Consider the following 16,634-nt stretch of genomic DNA (forward strand, 5'->3'; position numbering starts at 1 on the left):
ACCCTCTGTTTACTTTAGAATTGTAATCTAATATTAAGGAGGGATAGGAAATGAACAACTATGTACTAGAAACAGCAAAATTAACGAAAGCTTTCGGTGAACAAATCTCTGTAAATAAAGTAAGTTTACAAGTTCCAGATGGCTGTGTATATGGTTTTCTTGGACCTAACGGTGCAGGAAAAACGACTACTATTAAAATGATTCTTGGCTTAGCGTCTCGAACTTCAGGAGATATTAAAGTATTTGGAAAACCATTTTCAAAGGAAAGGATTAATATACTCAAAGAGGTAGGGTCACTGGTTGAATCGCCATCTTATTATGGTCATTTATCAGGTTATAACAATTTAAAAATATTTGCAAAGCTTTATGACGTGCCTGAATCAAATATTCATGAAGTTTTGAAGTTAGTTCGTTTACAAGAAGCATCTAAAAAAGCTGTTAGAAAGTATTCATTAGGTATGAAACAGAGATTAGCTATTGCAATAGCAATACTGCATAAGCCAAAGTTGCTGATATTAGATGAGCCTACTAATGGTTTAGATCCATCAGGGATTCAGGGAATGAGAAAATTAATTAGAGAAATGCCAGAGAAATACGGTATGACTGTCCTTGTTTCCAGTCATTTGTTACATGAAATAGAACAAATAGCAGACTACGTAGGTATAATTAATGAGGGGCAATTAATTTATCAGGGGTCTTTGAAAAATTTACAGGAGACGAAGCCTGAGCAATCATTAGAAAGAATATTTATAGAGATGACTGGAGAAGGTGGATCCTTATGATTAACCTTCTACATGTAGAATTTTTAAAAATTAAACGAATTTGTTTATGGATACCTGTGGTCGCAGCTTTCTTTTTGCTCTTTATGACTGGAGGATTTTGGTATATGAATTACCGTGAAGGACCTGGAGGGCTATTTTCTGCTTTTTCGGTAATGTACTTCTTCCTTGCCATTATCTTTTTATTGAGTGCAACTATAATTGCCAGTATTCAAGCTTCTAATGAACATGAAAATAATATGTGGAATTTATTAAATGCATTGCCAGTATCAAAAATGAAGATATATCTCAATAAAGTTATAGTTATTTACTTATTATTGTTATTCGAAGTATTATTAATTATTTTAGGTACATCTATAATATGGATGTTAGTCTCTGACGATCCTGTCCCTTGGGATATAGTCATTAAACAGCCCTTATATTGTTTTTTGGCGTCTTTAGCAGTAATAAATTTACAAATATGGATTTCAATTCGTTTTGTAAACCAGTCAGTGCCAATCGGAGTTGGTGTATTTGGTTCAATAGCTAGTCTGTTTTTAGCTAGATCAAATTTTGAATATTTTAAATATCTCCCATGGAGTTATCCAGCACTATCTACTCCATTAATACCTGACCATTTTCAGTGGGTTATATTCGGTATTTTAACTGGAGGAGTACTATTAATATTAGGCACCTTACATTTCACAAGGCTAGAATGGTAGAGGGGGAGATGATATGAAAAAATTAATATCGGCTGAATTTATTAAAGTACAGTGGTGGTTGATTATATTTCTAATCTTATTAGATTTAGTTGTAAATGTCTTATTAGGGATTAGTGATTTCAATATGTTAACGGAGTATTACGAACCAACATGGTCCAATTTTTTTATGTATACTTTGAACTTTCACGCAATGTTTTTTTATCCATTGTTCTCGGGTATTATTGCAGCATTAATTTGCTCTTATGAGCATAGATCCGGGGGATGGAAACAAGTACTGTCTTTACCATATACCCGTACAAGCATATACTTATCGAAATATATTATGTTACTTCTTATTTTGGCGTTCATTCACATCCTCTTCTTTGTTGTTACCATAGCAAGTGGATACATTGTTCAAGTAGAAGGGACAATTGATTGGTTTTTTGTATTAAAGAGTCTGCTATTAGGCTGGATAAGCGTTTTTCCCTTGACAGCAATACAGTTATGGTTTTCTACAACGTTCAAAAGTTTTGGTATTGCTTTTAGTTTGAATATAATATTTGTCTTACCAAATATTATATTCTCAGGTATACACTCATTAATAGGTATGTGGAATCCATTTATACTACCTTTTTATGCGATGATTCCTCAGGGAGCCCCTTTTTCTCCAAGAATTGAGAATGTAAGCTTATCTATTTTTATTTTATTGAGTTCAATTTTATTTGTAGTTATTGGTATTAAATATTTCAAAAAAAGGGAATTCATTTAATTCAGGAGAAGTCTTTCTTGTTTAGTAAAGTGAATGCTTTTTGATCAATCCTTTTCTTATACTAAATCTTGTGGGATTTGCTGCAACAATTGTTACAGGGCAGTAAATGATTGATGAGAAAAAGATTAAAATACAGCAATATCCTAATTCCGCCAACAGCACACAAGAATACGTACCGATTGCTGATATGCCAGATTATGTTTGGAAAGTATTCATTGCCATCGAAGATCATCGCTTTATGTCACATTTCGGAGTTGATCCGGTAGGCTTCACCCGTGCTAAATAGGAAAATGTTAAAGACCAAGATTTTGTGGAAGGCGGTAGTACCATTACGATGCAATTGTTTCGTAATTTGTTTTTGACACATGATAAGACAATTAATAGAAAGCTGAAGGAAATAATTATTGCCGTGAATTTAGAGTTTGAATATACCAAAGAAGAATTGCTAGAAATGTATGTAAACGACATTTACTTTGGGCACGGAAAGTTTTGGACAGAACAAGCATCGAACTTTTACTTTGACAAAACTGCACATTCCGGTGATCCACAGAAAGAGACAATTAACTTAAGTGAAGCAGCAATGCTAGCAGGCTTGTTGAAAGCACCCGAGCACTATTCTCCTAAGAAATACCCTGAAAAGGCAAAGCAACGCCAAAGAGTCGTTTTAATCCGAATGGGTGAACTGGGATGATTTCTAATGAAGAATGGATACGGCTGTACAGAAAAATCTTTCCTTATTTCGAGAAAAAGCTGTGTCATCTTAATCTCGAAGTAAAAAACATGTGGGATGTATATTAAGCTCTTATTGAAGATATTAAAGTTCTTTACTTTACTGGCTATTGTTATGAGAAATCACATCAGCAGAATTTTTTATTTGTTTCTTTTTGGAGAAAGACGTGTAAAATTCAAGATAATGACTAACGAAAGAGAGCATTACTTGCTTTTTAAGCCTGAATTTTTAAAAGGAGAGATATGGATTGGAAATTCGTAAATTAAATCAAAATGAACAGCCACCAATGGAACTGCTCTTATTAGCGGACCCTTCCAAGGAGCTTGTTGAAGAATACATCAAAAGAGGTAAATGTTATGTAGCTTATTCAAATGACGAAATAATAGGAGAATATGTTTTACTGCCTACAAGACCTAATACAGTTGAGTTAGTTAATGTAGCTGTTGATGAAAGTTACCAAGGTAATGGGATTGGTAAAGAAATGGTCAATCATGCTATTAAAAATGCAAGATCATTTGGCTTTAGGACAATCGAAGTTGGAACTGGAAACTCTGGTTTAGCACAACTTGCTCTATATCAAAAGTGTGGGTTTAGGATGGTCGGGGTTGATGAGGTTTCTTTTTAAGGAATTATGATAAGAAACTATATAAAAACGGAATACAAGTTATGGATATGGTTCGTCTGGCTTGAGCCGAAGAATTACTGACAAACTGGTATGTCCTATGGCAGAATTTAATTATTAGAATTTGAATGAACTATACCAATTTTTATAAAGAATCAATACTGAATAGACATCAGCTTCAACACGACTTTAAAATGATAAACTTTTTCATAATAAATGTATAGTATTTCACAAAGAACTAACTCGTTTTGATCAATCTTTTTTTAAAATGAATTCTTCTAATTTAACGCAAAATGTGGGATTTAGAAAATATTTTTGATCAAACTTTAATTCAAAGCTACAGCTGAGATTCTTGTTTGAGGATGTAAGTGTAAATAAAACAGATCCTAAATTATGAAAGAACATAATTTAGGATCTGTTTTATTTAGAGTCTACTCAATATTTCAATGCTGTATTTGCATTCTTATTTAGGTTCTTTTTAATGTTGTCAGAAATTATTGTTGAGTATTTTTATCAGTTATTTCTTCCAAAATTTCAATAATAATTCTATTTTGTTTCGATTGATCTCTTAAGTATAGAATTATCGTAAATATACCTGAAATTATTATTATCAACAGTATATTTATCATTTTACACCCCTCCATAAATTTTCTCTTAATATATAACTATATTTTATATTACTTCTTGTAAGAACACGGTGTTTTTAAGAAAATATTACAATTATGTAAAAAAGCTATAATTGCTGGTTTTTTCCAAATATTGTGATATTATTGAACCGAATCAATAGATTCAAAAAAATGGTAGGAGGAATTAAGAAGTGAAAAAAAGTTATTTGTTATGTTAATGACAGTAGGTTTATTTTTCTTAGCTTTAAATGATGGTACTCATGCTCAAGCAAGTGAATTGTCAGATTCTTTTATCTCAATGCCAATCGATATTGAGAGTGAAGAAGCTAAAGCGAAGGAAGTAGATCAAGATGTCGTGATTCAAGATTACATGGACGCATTTAATGTAGACCGAGAAACAGCAATAAAAGATTTAGGTATTAGTGAAATTGCCCCTCAAGAAGATAATCCATCCTGCTTCACAAAGTGGTACGAATACTCCACAGGAAAATATGAAATTGACAGCTTGTCTAAATCCTACTTAACTCTCTATCCATATATTCAAATTAAAGATTGTTCTAGTACTAATATTAGAATTGCTTTGAGTGTTTCTCCTAACATTCGTGCTGAAGTATCAAGTGGCTTGACTTCCAATGCTGTTGAAATTGAAGCAAGAGAAGCTATGATAAGAACAAATCAAACTGTAGTAGACACTAAGGCCTATGGAAATATTAGAAATTTTTTAGGTATTAAACTAAGAGATTGGCAATATAAGGGTGCTGTAAATACTAGAGGTACTATAATTTGGCAATTCTAATTGAAGTGCCATATTAATATATAACTAAGCACATATATTAGATTTTTTAATCTAATATATGTGTTTTTTGTAGATTTAAAAGAAAGATGTACCGTTTTACCCCTTTGGATATGGTTATCAAATGGATGTTTTTAAGTGAAAAGGGAAAGACATTTTAATAAAAAGTTCGATTAAGGGCCTGTTGAGTGACAATTAGTTGCTCCGTTAAAAGGCCATATTGTTGAATATGAACTATAATTATCATAGCGGTACTTGTAGACGATTGATAAAGGAGAAAATCCATTATGTTTAGTTTTTTATATAAAGCAAAATTAAAAAAAGATGATTTAAAAGGTATAGCAAAATTAATGTATCAGGATGTATCAGATGATTCATGGGATAAAGAAAACCATACTAAAAGAAATTTAGACTTCACTATTGAAAGCGTTCGTTATGTTGATATCTATGTAAAAAGATTAATGAATACGGAGTTTGGTACTGAACTGTTAAATAAACATTTTGATAATTTAGTGAATCGTATAGGTGCGTATATTGGCGAGGTTATAAAAAATAATATTAATCAAGATTTTTATTGGTTTGAGTCTGATTCAGTACGTAATTATTCACCCAATCTTAAGTTTAATAATAACAACTCAAAGAGTGTTCTTTATTCCAAAAAGAAGGATATGGTGATATTACCTTTAAATGTGGTATCAGAATTTTTGAAAGGGAGTTCCCCCTACAGTAATCTTCTTACTTACGTAGAAGAAACTATTAAGCAAAATAATTAAAAAAATGTTACTCCACAAAACCAGCCAATAGTTGTCAACATTTTTTAATAAAAAAATTAAAAATATCATGTTATACTAAATTTGTGTATACCAAATAACCGTCCAAATACTGTGTTTGGAAAGTTCCGGTTAACTCGGTTAAATTGTTAAATCAAGCTAAATCTTGGAAAGAAGTTTTGCTTTTTAAAAGTGCATAAATCCAATGTAGGAGTTTGTTTGCACAAGCTATCACAGCTACTCTAAAAGGTTTTCCTTCTTCCCGTTTTTTATCATAAAACGCTCGTAATCTCTTATTACGAGGAAGGATTTCATCCGTTGTTTTCTGTTTGCGACAGTCACGAATAGCACATTTAACAGCCATATACAAAGCTTGACGTAGTCTGCTAGAGCCTCTTTTGGTAATTCGATTGTAAGTACCTTTGAATGTGCCAGATTCAAAGACACTTGGATCAAGACCGGCAAATGCGACTAGTTTCTTAGGATGATTAAACCTTTCAATTTCCCCAACTTCAGAAATAATCGTGGCTGCGATTTTTTCACCGATACCGGGAATTGATCGGATAATCTTAGATTCTTCAATACTTTTTGCTAAAACATCTATCTCATTTTCAAGCATGGATAGATGTTTTTTGTATTCAAAGAGCATATTAATAAACATATCTAAGCTCAGGGCAAGACTAGAGTATAAAACCTTCTGAAAAGGGTTTTGAGCTGCGGCAGTCATTAGCTTTTCAGCCTGTTTGTTTGCCCATTGTAGTGAACGAGTATTACAGAATTCTTTTATTTTAGCTGTTAATGTTTCAGTATCACCTTTCAAGACATCTTCTGAAGTAGGAAATGCTTGTAATGTCTTTAAAGAAACGTCCGAATATAAATCTCCAAAAACCTTACTATATCCAGGAAAAACTTGATCCAAAACTGCTTGAAATTGTAGTTTGGTTTGTACAAACATGCCTGTGATATTATCGTGCTGTCTCGTAAGATGACGTAAGTTCATAAGTTGGATACCACGCTTTTTATAAGGCTCTAAATCCTCTTTATAATACAGCTCGCAGAGGTGATTGGCATCAATGATATCTGTTTTTACCTTTCGCAAACTAGAACTTTTTGCTTTATAGGAGATGAGTGGATTTACGATAATAATTAAATAGCCTTTGTCCTCAAAATATTGAACAACCGGTGTATGATAATGACCCGTTGATTCCATTACAAGAGGGGGACGTTCTCCTGAAATATCTTCTATCTCTTTAATAAAATCTAATAAACTAGCTAACCCATCAAGATCATGTTTTACTTTGAAACTTTTTTTGTAGGGTTTCTTTCTCTCCAAGTATGCTTGAATCTGACTTTCACCTTTTGCCACATCCAGACCAATGACTGGATTCATTATAAACTTCCTCCTCCAAATATAATTACCGGTACCCCTAATCCTTCTTGTAGTGTCATAGCTTCGCTTGTTATACGAGATCATTGTCCCAACCAGCCTCAAACATGTTTCTACAAGTAGGGGGCGAACTGTTTTGCGGACGGGGTCTTAGGGGTCTTAGCCCCACGGGCGCGAACGTTCTACCCCGGCTACCGTTATCATATATCGATATAAAAAATGGTCAACCAAAAATATTTTCTGGCTGACCTAATAATACGATAGGGCGCGATAGTGGAGCAACACTATTATGAAATGATCAAACTATTTTATAAAAACGAAAACTAGGTCTGCTGAGAAAGAACCCATTTTGATCAATCTTTTTTAAAAATGGGTTCTTCTTATTTACCGTAAAATATGGGTTTGTGAGATACTTTTAATCAAACTTTTTTTCAAACCAACATTCAGTCTGATCTATCCCTTTCCTCACAAAATAAAACTGACGGTCTTTGTATAGAATTAAAGGGAATTACCTTTGTCGATGAAAAGGAAGCCAATGAAGCTCTTAAATCTATTATTAATTCAGAATCCTCTTTAGGTGAAGAAGAAGTAACAATTGGCAGATATAGAGGTTTAGATGTATTTATAAGAAAGAATGCATTTAATGAGTCTTGTATTGGTTTAAAAGGAAAGAGTCAATTCGAAGCTAGGTTAGGAGACCGATTAAATATACATAAGCTAGAAAAAATAATCGATGAGTATACTTTGAAAATAGAGGAATTGGAAAAGAATATTGTTCAAGTTCAATCACAGATAAAAGTAGTAGAGTTAGAATTAAAGAAACCATTTCGCTATGAAAATGAACTAAGAGATTTAGTAAAGAAACAATCTGAAATTAATTTAAAAATGGAGTTTAAAGAGGAATTAAAAGACGAAAAGGCTAACAAAAATTCAGATGAACCTTCCTTGAAAACTAGTAGAAATCATCGGAGTAAATCCAAAGGTTTGGATTTGGATTTTTAAATTTCTAACTTAATTTATAGTCACTCTGTTGACTTTTATGCTCAATCAAAACATTATAATAGTAACAGAACCCACCACGCCTCTTAAAAATGCGGACCAAGGTGGGTCATTTTTTTATTCAAGAAGAACAACCAACAAAACGCTGAAAACATAAGCTAACTGTTGGTAATACCCCAATGTCTAAATCTTTAATAGCATTTCAGATATCCTCTTCATATTCTTTGACAAGTTTATAAAAGGTTGTCTTTTTTAGTCCTAACACTTTCATTGCATTAGTTGCAGTGATCTCACCGTCTTTCCACACTGTATATACTTCATCAAAGTTATCAGGATAAGTACTTTTTGGGGTAGTGTCAGGAAAACGAGGTTATCTTAACTTCGATGTGAGAACTATTGGAATATCAAGAGGTCTCACATCGTTTACATGTATTTAATGTAAGCATAGGTTTATATAAAGTTGGATTGTTTTATCATGTAATATTAAATTAATGGGCTTAACACGATTCCGTAATTTACTGAACTTTATTTCGTATTATTCATCATGGCTCTGCTTTTTTAAAATCAACAGATTCAGCTTTATACACTTTTCCATCCCAACCATATTTAACTTTTAGACTGCCTATATCTGCTTCGGGAATTGATACAAATACAGTTGTATAGCCATAAAGCACACCCTTTTCAGGCTTATAATCTTCCATTGATCCCACCCCGGGAGGGGCATCAGATGGTTGATAACCAAATTTCAAATAGTCCACTGAGTATTTCTTTTTACCAATTTGAACCGTAATTTTATTGCCTTTTCGTTCCATCTTTACAAGTCTTTTGACTGCATCATTAATGGATTCAACTGGAACTTCTTCATATCTTCGATAAGGGTCATGTACTTGATTCAAAACATGAATTTCTTTTGTAGAAATTCCAGAACCCGCGCCAGAAATCAATGAGACTATAACATCTCTTAGTCCATCATCATTAATATCTTCATAAAATAATTTAGGTGCGAACTTATCATTATACCAATGTGGAAAATTGTATAATAATTCGCCCCCAACACTGTCCACTCCACCGCCAACTTGAACAGTAAAGTTTTTAGTAGCCATACTATCTACCTTGTCTGCAATTAGAAATATGTTTTCATACCATACATCAGATATAATGTGCGATGTTACCACTCTCTGTACAGCATATACTTTTCCTATAGGACAAACTAAAAACATTATAAATAAACCTATAAAAAGTTTTTTCATTGTTTTCACTCCCTTTTTATTTATAATTTCCCAATAGAAGTGATTAACAGGTGCTTTGTATGAAATAACTACCCAAATTTTCTTAAACTAGCGTTGCCGCAATAAGAAAAAAGTTTTATTCTCAAAATTTATCGTAGACCATGCCACGTAGTTTCAATAATTCATCCTTAAGACGTTTATTTTCTTCTTCCAGTTTTTTAATTCGGTTATTTTTAGCTACGATAAGCGCATCTTTACTGGCATCCGTCATATTACGTTTTATGGTTTGCGGTGAAATAAGACCTTCTTGCTGCTTTCGTAATCCATCTATTCGGTTTCGTATTTCTTGGTTGTTATAGAGAAATGCCTTAGATACACCTGATTCCATCGCAACCTGATTAAAATTAATTTTAGCCTTCGTTTTGATAAGACGTTGTATAGCCTGGTCTACCTTTTGTTCGGCCTCTTGGCTTTTCAATTGTGCATGTTTTTTCACACCTTCGGTATTTCTGATATGTTTACTTTTCATGATTGCGTTCCTCTCCAATATATTCGCGGCCTTTTTTCTCGGCTAAATGATGAGTTGTACCACTCTTCAAAGTTTCTAGAATAGGCTCTAGACGGTCTAAAGAAGTTTGATTCTTATCTATCCAAACTTGTCGCCCTAGAGCCCTGCCTCGCTCAATTACATTTTTTACTTCCTTAATTTCCATTTCAAATTGGGGTATGAATTCGGGTGTTGTACAGAAATTGCGACAGGATAGACATGGATTCGCTTGAGTAGGGCATGGCTGCTTAATTGGTTTCATACAATATCCAAGCTCCATCTTTACAGCGTCTAAATTATGGCGAATATATTCCCATTCAATGATGTCTTCATTCTCAATATCTGTAAGTTCAACTTTAATTGGTAGTTTATTTTCAATGTCAATCCGAAAAATACCTTGTTTTGTAGCTTCTTCCCAAGATTTACGCATGGTAGTATCGAGAACTTTTGCATAATTTAAGGTCATTTCAGGGGAAGCGTGGGCCATCCATTTTTGAACATGCAGTATATTCATTCCGTTATTAAGAAGTTCTACACCTTTGGTATGCCGAAAGGCATGATTTTTGATAAAAAAGGGATTCCCTGAATCGTCAACTATATTTTGTTCTTCAGTAAAGCGCTTCAAACTTCTGCGAATGTCATAATAATTGTAAGGTCTGCCCCTCCGGACACCTTCTAGCCGTACGAATAAATAGTTTTTAGGATTATTAATCGTATTGCTTTGTTCTTTAGTCACCTTTATTACAGCTTCTACTATCTCTGCTACTTCTTTTGTAATCGGTACACGATGATTCATTACTTGAGTTTTTTTAATATCGCCGCATAAATACCATCCTTGCGGTGTTTGTTCTAAACAATTAACGTAACGTAGATTAAGAATATCTGATATTCTCCAACCAGTAGCCCGGAGTAATACAATAATCGGTATGTATTTTGATGGTTTTAAGAACTCTAGTTTTTCCTCAATTTGTTGAAGAACCCCTTCAGGAATGTATTTTATATCATTTTCCGACTTTCTAATCGGTCTAGGGATATCTTCTTTAAACAACAATAGGTTCACAGGCAAAGCAGGCGCTTCATCGAATTGCAGTTTTTCAATAGTTTCTAGGAACACATTTAGGACAATTAAATAACTTCTCTTTGACGGTATTTTGTCATGAAACTTCTTATTATGAAATATAAGATAATCTTCGATATCTTTTCGTGTTAGGGCGTTTAAATCCTTCCAAGAAGGATTCTTATTATGTATAAATGTCAAAAATAACTTTAATATTCTAACGTCAAGATTACATTGGCCAAGAGATAAATGACTGATTCTAAATTTTATATATCTTTTGGCTAAAGGGAGAAAGGGAACAGGGATATCCTCAAAATTCAGGACATGTCTTGATTCATGATCGGGAAATCTTACACCAGGAATATTTCTAACATCCCAAATATCTTTTTCAAATTCATCCCTTGTATCATAGAAGTCTTTATAAAATAAAAATAAACGATTTAGTAGATTTTCATAATTAGAAAGCTTTCTTCTCCCAAATTCGTATGCTCAAACCTAATTCACTTAAATGAGATCTTAACTGCATCAAAGCCCTATTTATTTTTAAATCTGCAAAGCTATTAATGTTGGGATAAAATTTCTTAAGGAATTTAGAAAGCTGCTTAAAACATCGGGCATAATTATGTATAGCCGAGTACAATTGCAGATCATCTTTTTGAATACGGGTAAGAATAAAAAACTTAACTTCATTTTTAAGTTTAGATGGAAATACCGAAAAGTCCATTTTACGATGGGTTTTCCCCCATTCCGATTTTCTGAAATGATTAAAAGCTGGTTCATCTGCATCCCAAATGTCATTTTCAAAGTACCCAGAGACTTTTTTTGTTATTTCACTCACTTTATTTGCTGGTAGTACGTATCCCACTGGTAAGTTCATTCGTCATTCTCCTTATTTTCTTTGTTGATTTTCATTCTTTCTTGAGCTTTTTCCCAGTCTTTTCGAATATCTTCATCCGAAGGATGGATATACATCTGCATTGTTGTTTGTATATGAGCGTGGCCAGCCCGATTCATTAAATGCTCATCTTTCCAGCCTGCTTTTCTGAGCTCTGTTAGTGACGTATGACGCAACATATGTGGAGTGAAATAAATGCCTGTTTTATCACGTAGACGTTGGACCAGTGCTATGACATCGGTATATTCTAACGGTTGTCCTTTATTTTCTCCGATCAATTTTATAAAAACATGATTTGTATCGACTTCATCAGTATGAAATTCCGCAATATAATCAAAGTACATATTTATTAGATCCTCTGATACATCAATACTTCGGGGACTACATACCGTTTTAATTTCAGCTAGATTAGACAATTCACCCCGATCACGTATATGAATTCTCTTCGCATCAACCTCGAAATCCTCAAGCCATAAAGTAAGTGCTTCGCCAATACGCATAGAGCTTTCCCATAGGAGATGTATCAAAAATAGATCTCGCATATTTACACAAGCATTCATAATTAATGCAATTTGGTCTTTTGAGAGTGTTTTCGGCGGCTGTTTAGGCACTTTTAATTTCAAAATATGAGAGCTAAAGGATTTATTTTTGCTTATATGGTGAAGAAAACTTTTAAATCCCTTGCGGGAACCAGATACTTGTTTTTTTAAACGTTCGGTCAACTGAATACTATAGTCTTCATGTCTCATGAGATAGTCATAGAATCCAAGAACAGTATTGATAATGATATTTACTGTTTTTGCTTTTCTAATCGGCGGGTTAGGGAAGATAGGGGACACCTTTACATCCTGGTGCGGGTTTTGCAACCACCGTATAAAATCCGCCATTTCATCTATTCCAATATCACGGTAATCCTTGTTTATCTGTTCTAAGAATTCAAAGAAAAGCTTTAAATGATATGAGAATGACCGTAAGGTATTACGTGAAGCTCCACTGTTGTCCTTAAACTTTAAATATTGTAAAACTGGTTGGACCGGCTCATTGTTATGATCTAGTAACATGTACCGAGTCTTTCCTTCTTTTGTAGAAAGGGTAATTACTCTCATAAATTCCTCCTGTTGAAATTGTTCATTTATTTATTCTAGAAAGCTCTCAATCTCTTAATTTTAGATAATCTTCCTCCTTTCTTTATTTACTATAAATACTATAAAAATCAGTGTGGTTAAATAGACTATAAAGAAATAAAAAAACGGATAACTTTACATTGAATACTGTAAAGTCATCCGTTATGGATGGTTAAGATAAATGCAGATTTATAACGTTAAGGGTTTTGAAACAAGTCTAATGGGACACTATAGCCTTATTATCCGTATTACTTACTTCATCTCAATAGATTAGACCCTACTGATACAATTCTCATATCCCTTGATATGATTGAGTTTACATCCTTATCGTTGTAAATTGTCAAAATCCTGACGCTACCCCTTATAGAAAAGTATTCATTTTGGAAATATTTGCTATATTTAACTCCAAAGTGTATACTACTAATATATTTTATAGAAAGCGAGTGATTCATTATGATAGTCAGTTCTTTCCATACATCTAACAAATTTGAGGTGCGGAAGGATTAATAATCCAAATAAGTTCTTCCGCATATAAAATCGGAGGAATTGAATTGTTTAGTTATTATAGTAGTCTAAGTACGGAGCTTTATGATTTTACAAAACCTGTTGGCCATTCAGTACGTGGTGACATTGAATATTATCTAGAAAGATTAAGAGGTACTAAGGGGAAGATACTTGAAGCAGCAGTGGGTTCAGGTCGTTTTTTAATTCCTTTACTTGAGAATGGTTATACTGTTGACGGCATTGACTATTCACCCCAAATGTTAACTTCTTGCCGTGAACGTTGTAGAGAAAGGGGATTAAATCCTAATTTATATGAAGGTAACCTTTGTAATTTTTCATTACCTTCAAAATATGAAGCGATTGTCATACCTACAGGTTCTTTTTGTTTAATTGAGACATTGGAGAAGGCTAAAGAAACTCTAAAATGTTTTTATAGTCATCTGATTACTGGGGGACGAGTAATAATCGACCTTGAAATACCAAATGGTTGGCGTACAGGAGAAATCTCAACTTCAACTTTTTCTTTATCTGAAGAGGAAGGTATTTTATTAGAAAACAAATCCGTTGAAATTAATTGGATTTCTCAATATACCTTATCTCACTTGAAATATGAAAAATGGAGAAAAGGTAAGTTAGTGGACACAGAATTACAAAAGTTTAAAATGCGTTGGTATGGACTTGAGGAATTCAAATTCATATTAGAAAGTATTGGTTTTTCTGAAATAACTTGCTCTGCTGAATATAATTACAAAAAACGACCGTTAAAAGAAACTCAACTGATTACATTTGAGGCTGTACGAAAAAAATAGTTGAGATGCCTTCGAAAGAGTTGAGTGTGGACTTTACTCAGTTCTTTTATCTTAATAAACTAAGGGGAGCTTTAGTTTATTAAGAAATTATTAAACTTTTTTATAAAAATTCTAGCTGTACTCAAAACTGTAGAACCCATTTTGATCGTTCTATTTTTCAAAATGGGTTCTTTTTATTTAACGTAAAAATAGTGTTTATGAGCTATTCTTTATTTCAAACCAACAAATAGTATTTCATATATCTTCTTCATACTCTTTGACAAGTTTATAAAAGGTTGTCTTTTTTAGTCCTAACACTTTCATTGCATTAGTTGCAGTGATCTCACCGTCTTTCCACACCGTATATACTTCATCAAAGTTATCAGGATAAGTACTTTTTGGACGGCCAAACTCTATTCCATTCTTTAATGCAGAATCAATCCCTTCACGCTGACGAATTCGAGTTTTGATTCGTTCCTCTTCAGCCATCCATGATAAAACTTGTAAGACAATATCTGCGATTAAAGTACCTAAACTATCTTTATTTTTTGTTGTATCTAATAAAGGCATATCGAGTACAACAATATCAACTTCCATTTGTTTCGTAAGTTCTCCCCATTCTTTTATAATTTCATCTTTATTTCTCCCGAATCGGTCTAAGGAGTGGACATATAAGATATCCCCTTTACGCAGTATTCTTTTCATTAATTGATAGTTTTCTCGTTCGAAATTTTTCCCTGATTGTTTATCTGTAAAAATATCCCTTTCATCTATTCCTACTTTTAGCAAAGACTCCCTTTGACGGGCCACATTTTGCTCCTCTGAACTAACTCTTTCATAACCAAATTTTTTCCCAGTCATTTACATTCACCTTACTTAATAAATTATTCCCAATTATAACAAAAAACGTTCGTAAAACTATGTGCAGTTTCACGAACGTTTATTTATTAAAAAAGGACATTTCCGAACGGTCTAATCGTTGATTTTTTTCTTACTTTTATTTGTTCGTATAAGTATTCTTTTTAGAACGCTAAAAATTGGTAAAAACATCTTTTTACAAGAATGTGTAGATTTAAAAGAAAGATGTACCGTTTTACCCCTTTGGATATGGTTATCAAATGGATGTTTTTAAGTGAAAAGGGAAAGACATTTTAATAAAAAGTTCGATTAAGGGCCTGTTGAGTGACAATTAGTTGCTCCGTTAAAAGGCCATATTGTGTAAAAACACAATTATGGTATTGTGCTAAAATTAGGATTGTAATTAAAGTAACGGTCAGTTTAGTTATAAAAGAGACTAAATCTAAAAGGTATTTTTATAGAATAACTGGAAGATATAACTTACAATTAAGTATGTACTATACTTATTTAACTTTTAAAAAACGGAGGGATTATGAAAAGTTTCGAACTTGAATATCTGAATTTTTTGAACCTAAAACCTGAACAACCATCTTTTCATTTTTTAGAGAAGATATGTTCATCACAATTAAATACTTTTCCTTTTGAGAACATTAGTAAGTTAATATATTACCATAAAGGTGATTTTAATGTTTTTAAAGTACCACCTATGGAAATTTTTTTACATAATTACAAAGAATATAACTTTGGTGGTACTTGTTACACTTTGAACTTTAATCTGTATATGTTATTAAAGCAATTAGGATTTAGCTGTTATCTTACAATACTTGGTAATCAACACATGGCTATTATTGTGGACCTCTATGATGATAAATATTATGTAGATTGTGGGGCTGCAGCACCTTTTTTTCAGCCACTACTTTTACAAAAAGAGAATAATAAAATTACTAACTTTGGAAATGATCGAATTCATATATTGAGTAAAAATGAAAAGGCCTATGATTACGTACGTATTACAGATGGGAAACAAAGTGGTGAAACTTGGAAGTTCAACCCAGCAGTCTCTAATGAGTTAGCTGATTTTAATTCCGTCATTGATAAATCAAATACACCAGGTTCTACCTTTATGTTAATTTTAAGATGTCAAATGTATCAACTTAAAAAAAATAGAAGTATTTCATTAGTAAATAATAAATTTGGAATTCGTTATGTAAATGGCAGTACAAAAATAACTACTTTGAATTCTCCAGAAGAGATTATTGAAGTTATTACCGAAGAATTTATGTTACCTAAATTACCAATCCTTGAGGCAATTAATGTACTTAAGGGATTTAATATTGATATCTTTTCACAAAATAATGAATAAAAATACTGTATTTTTACTAAAGGTAAAAACTAGTAGATACAGATATATTTTTTGAATCTATATACAGTTGAGTGAGATTACGAACCAGCAGGTGGAGGGGATGAAGAAGGACTA

15 protein-coding genes and 2 pseudogenes are annotated in these 16,634 nt (G+C 32.7%); 10 read left to right on the forward strand and 7 right to left on the reverse strand.

The genetic code is table 11. The features are described 5' to 3' along the window. Positions 1 to 50: 50 nt before the first annotated feature. From KDN24_RS01295 to KDN24_RS01325, 7 genes and pseudogenes are all read left to right on the forward strand, one after another. Positions 51 to 782, forward strand: coding sequence for an ABC transporter ATP-binding protein (locus tag KDN24_RS01295; RefSeq protein WP_409970681.1), 732 nt, complete (start codon positions 51 to 53; stop codon positions 780 to 782). Then, entirely contained in the window at positions 779 to 1,480 is a 702-nt protein-coding gene (locus tag KDN24_RS01300; RefSeq protein WP_409970682.1) for an ABC transporter permease, read from the forward strand. Before KDN24_RS01295 ends, KDN24_RS01300 begins: the two co-directional genes overlap by 4 nt. A 13-nt stretch (positions 1,481 to 1,493) precedes the next feature. Next, positions 1,494 to 2,228 carry an ABC transporter permease gene (locus KDN24_RS01305; RefSeq protein ID WP_409970683.1) on the forward strand — a complete coding sequence of 245 codons (735 nt, stop codon included), beginning with the start codon at positions 1,494 to 1,496 and terminating at the stop codon, positions 2,226 to 2,228. A 187-nt stretch (positions 2,229 to 2,415) separates the two neighbouring features. Continuing rightward, positions 2,416 to 2,919, forward strand: a pseudogene (locus tag KDN24_RS01310) (transglycosylase domain-containing protein). A gap of 286 nt (positions 2,920 to 3,205) precedes the next feature. Continuing rightward, a pseudogene (locus tag KDN24_RS01315) lies at positions 3,206 to 3,648 on the forward strand (GNAT family N-acetyltransferase). Positions 3,649 to 4,417: 769 nt separating this feature from the next. After that, complete coding sequence (locus KDN24_RS01320; RefSeq protein WP_409970684.1) at positions 4,418 to 5,002, forward strand: hypothetical protein; 585 nt, start codon at positions 4,418 to 4,420, stop codon at positions 5,000 to 5,002. A 284-nt stretch (positions 5,003 to 5,286) separates the two neighbouring features. Then, positions 5,287 to 5,772: a hypothetical protein gene (locus KDN24_RS01325; protein ID WP_409970685.1), complete on the forward strand. Its 486-nt coding sequence runs from the start codon at positions 5,287 to 5,289 to the stop codon at positions 5,770 to 5,772. 151 nt (positions 5,773 to 5,923) lie between these two features. On the opposite strand, the gene KDN24_RS01330 is transcribed toward KDN24_RS01325, so the two are convergent. Then, entirely contained in the window at positions 5,924 to 7,159 is a 1,236-nt protein-coding gene (locus tag KDN24_RS01330; RefSeq protein WP_491348258.1) for an IS110 family RNA-guided transposase, read from the reverse strand. Between the two features lie 741 nt (positions 7,160 to 7,900). Between KDN24_RS01330 and KDN24_RS01335 the strand changes: the two genes are divergently transcribed. Next, positions 7,901 to 8,158, forward strand: coding sequence for a hypothetical protein (locus tag KDN24_RS01335; protein WP_409974904.1), 258 nt, complete (start codon positions 7,901 to 7,903; stop codon positions 8,156 to 8,158). 539 nt (positions 8,159 to 8,697) lie between these two features. On the opposite strand, the gene KDN24_RS01340 is transcribed toward KDN24_RS01335, so the two are convergent. From KDN24_RS01340 to KDN24_RS01360, 5 genes are all read right to left on the reverse strand, one after another. Beyond that, positions 8,698 to 9,405 carry a hypothetical protein gene (locus KDN24_RS01340; protein ID WP_409974905.1) on the reverse strand — a complete coding sequence of 236 codons (708 nt, stop codon included), beginning with the start codon at positions 9,403 to 9,405 and terminating at the stop codon, positions 8,698 to 8,700. Between the two features lie 121 nt (positions 9,406 to 9,526). After that, positions 9,527 to 9,913, reverse strand: coding sequence for a DUF6262 family protein (locus KDN24_RS01345; protein WP_409974906.1), 387 nt, complete (start codon positions 9,911 to 9,913; stop codon positions 9,527 to 9,529). Beyond that, positions 9,903 to 11,045 (reverse strand): tyrosine-type recombinase/integrase, encoded by a 1,143-nt coding sequence (locus tag KDN24_RS01350; RefSeq protein WP_409974907.1) that lies wholly within the window; start codon positions 11,043 to 11,045, stop codon positions 9,903 to 9,905. Before KDN24_RS01350 ends, KDN24_RS01345 begins: the two co-directional genes overlap by 11 nt. A gap of 400 nt (positions 11,046 to 11,445) precedes the next feature. Further along, positions 11,446 to 11,865 (reverse strand): hypothetical protein, encoded by a 420-nt coding sequence (locus KDN24_RS01355; protein WP_409974908.1) that lies wholly within the window; start codon positions 11,863 to 11,865, stop codon positions 11,446 to 11,448. Further along, positions 11,862 to 12,989 carry a tyrosine-type recombinase/integrase gene (locus KDN24_RS01360; protein ID WP_409974909.1) on the reverse strand — a complete coding sequence of 376 codons (1,128 nt, stop codon included), beginning with the start codon at positions 12,987 to 12,989 and terminating at the stop codon, positions 11,862 to 11,864. The genes KDN24_RS01355 and KDN24_RS01360 overlap by 4 nt, the downstream gene beginning before the upstream one ends. Positions 12,990 to 13,558: 569 nt before the next feature. On the opposite strand from KDN24_RS01360, the gene KDN24_RS01365 reads away from it, so the two are divergent. Beyond that, positions 13,559 to 14,320 (forward strand): class I SAM-dependent methyltransferase, encoded by a 762-nt coding sequence (locus tag KDN24_RS01365; RefSeq protein ID WP_409974910.1) that lies wholly within the window; start codon positions 13,559 to 13,561, stop codon positions 14,318 to 14,320. 234 nt (positions 14,321 to 14,554) lie between these two features. Here the strand turns inward: KDN24_RS01365 and KDN24_RS01370 are convergent, their stop codons facing one another. Further along, positions 14,555 to 15,160 carry a recombinase family protein gene (locus tag KDN24_RS01370; protein ID WP_491348259.1) on the reverse strand — a complete coding sequence of 202 codons (606 nt, stop codon included), beginning with the start codon at positions 15,158 to 15,160 and terminating at the stop codon, positions 14,555 to 14,557. Positions 15,161 to 15,689: 529 nt separating this feature from the next. Here KDN24_RS01370 and KDN24_RS01375 point away from each other — a divergent pair. Then, the gene (locus KDN24_RS01375) at positions 15,690 to 16,520 is read left to right on the forward strand and encodes an arylamine N-acetyltransferase (RefSeq protein ID WP_409974912.1); all 831 of its coding nucleotides are present in this window, start codon (positions 15,690 to 15,692) and stop codon (positions 16,518 to 16,520) included. Positions 16,521 to 16,634: the final 114 nt, after the last annotated feature.

The sequence above is a fragment of the Cytobacillus sp. Bva_UNVM-123 genome (assembly GCF_046351715.2).
Lineage (GTDB): Bacteria > Bacillota > Bacilli > Bacillales > Cytobacillaceae > Cytobacillus.

Coding starts and splice junctions, on each gene's coding strand:
- KDN24_RS01295 (WP_409970681.1), top strand. CDS start 51: ATGAACAACTATGTACTAGAAACAGCAAAATTAACGAAAGCTTTCGGT.
- KDN24_RS01300 (WP_409970682.1), top strand. CDS start 779: ATGATTAACCTTCTACATGTAGAATTTTTAAAAATTAAACGAATTTGT.
- KDN24_RS01305 (WP_409970683.1), top strand. CDS start 1,494: ATGAAAAAATTAATATCGGCTGAATTTATTAAAGTACAGTGGTGGTTG.
- KDN24_RS01320 (WP_409970684.1), top strand. CDS start 4,418: ATGTTAATGACAGTAGGTTTATTTTTCTTAGCTTTAAATGATGGTACT.
- KDN24_RS01325 (WP_409970685.1), top strand. CDS start 5,287: ATGTTTAGTTTTTTATATAAAGCAAAATTAAAAAAAGATGATTTAAAA.
- KDN24_RS01330 (WP_491348258.1), bottom strand. CDS start 7,159: ATGAATCCAGTCATTGGTCTGGATGTGGCAAAAGGTGAAAGTCAGATT.
- KDN24_RS01340 (WP_409974905.1), bottom strand. CDS start 9,405: ATGAAAAAACTTTTTATAGGTTTATTTATAATGTTTTTAGTTTGTCCT.
- KDN24_RS01345 (WP_409974906.1), bottom strand. CDS start 9,913: ATGAAAAGTAAACATATCAGAAATACCGAAGGTGTGAAAAAACATGCA.
- KDN24_RS01355 (WP_409974908.1), bottom strand. CDS start 11,865: ATGAACTTACCAGTGGGATACGTACTACCAGCAAATAAAGTGAGTGAA.
- KDN24_RS01360 (WP_409974909.1), bottom strand. CDS start 12,989: ATGAGAGTAATTACCCTTTCTACAAAAGAAGGAAAGACTCGGTACATG.
- KDN24_RS01370 (WP_491348259.1), bottom strand. CDS start 15,160: ATGACTGGGAAAAAATTTGGTTATGAAAGAGTTAGTTCAGAGGAGCAA.
- KDN24_RS01375 (WP_409974912.1), top strand. CDS start 15,690: ATGAAAAGTTTCGAACTTGAATATCTGAATTTTTTGAACCTAAAACCT.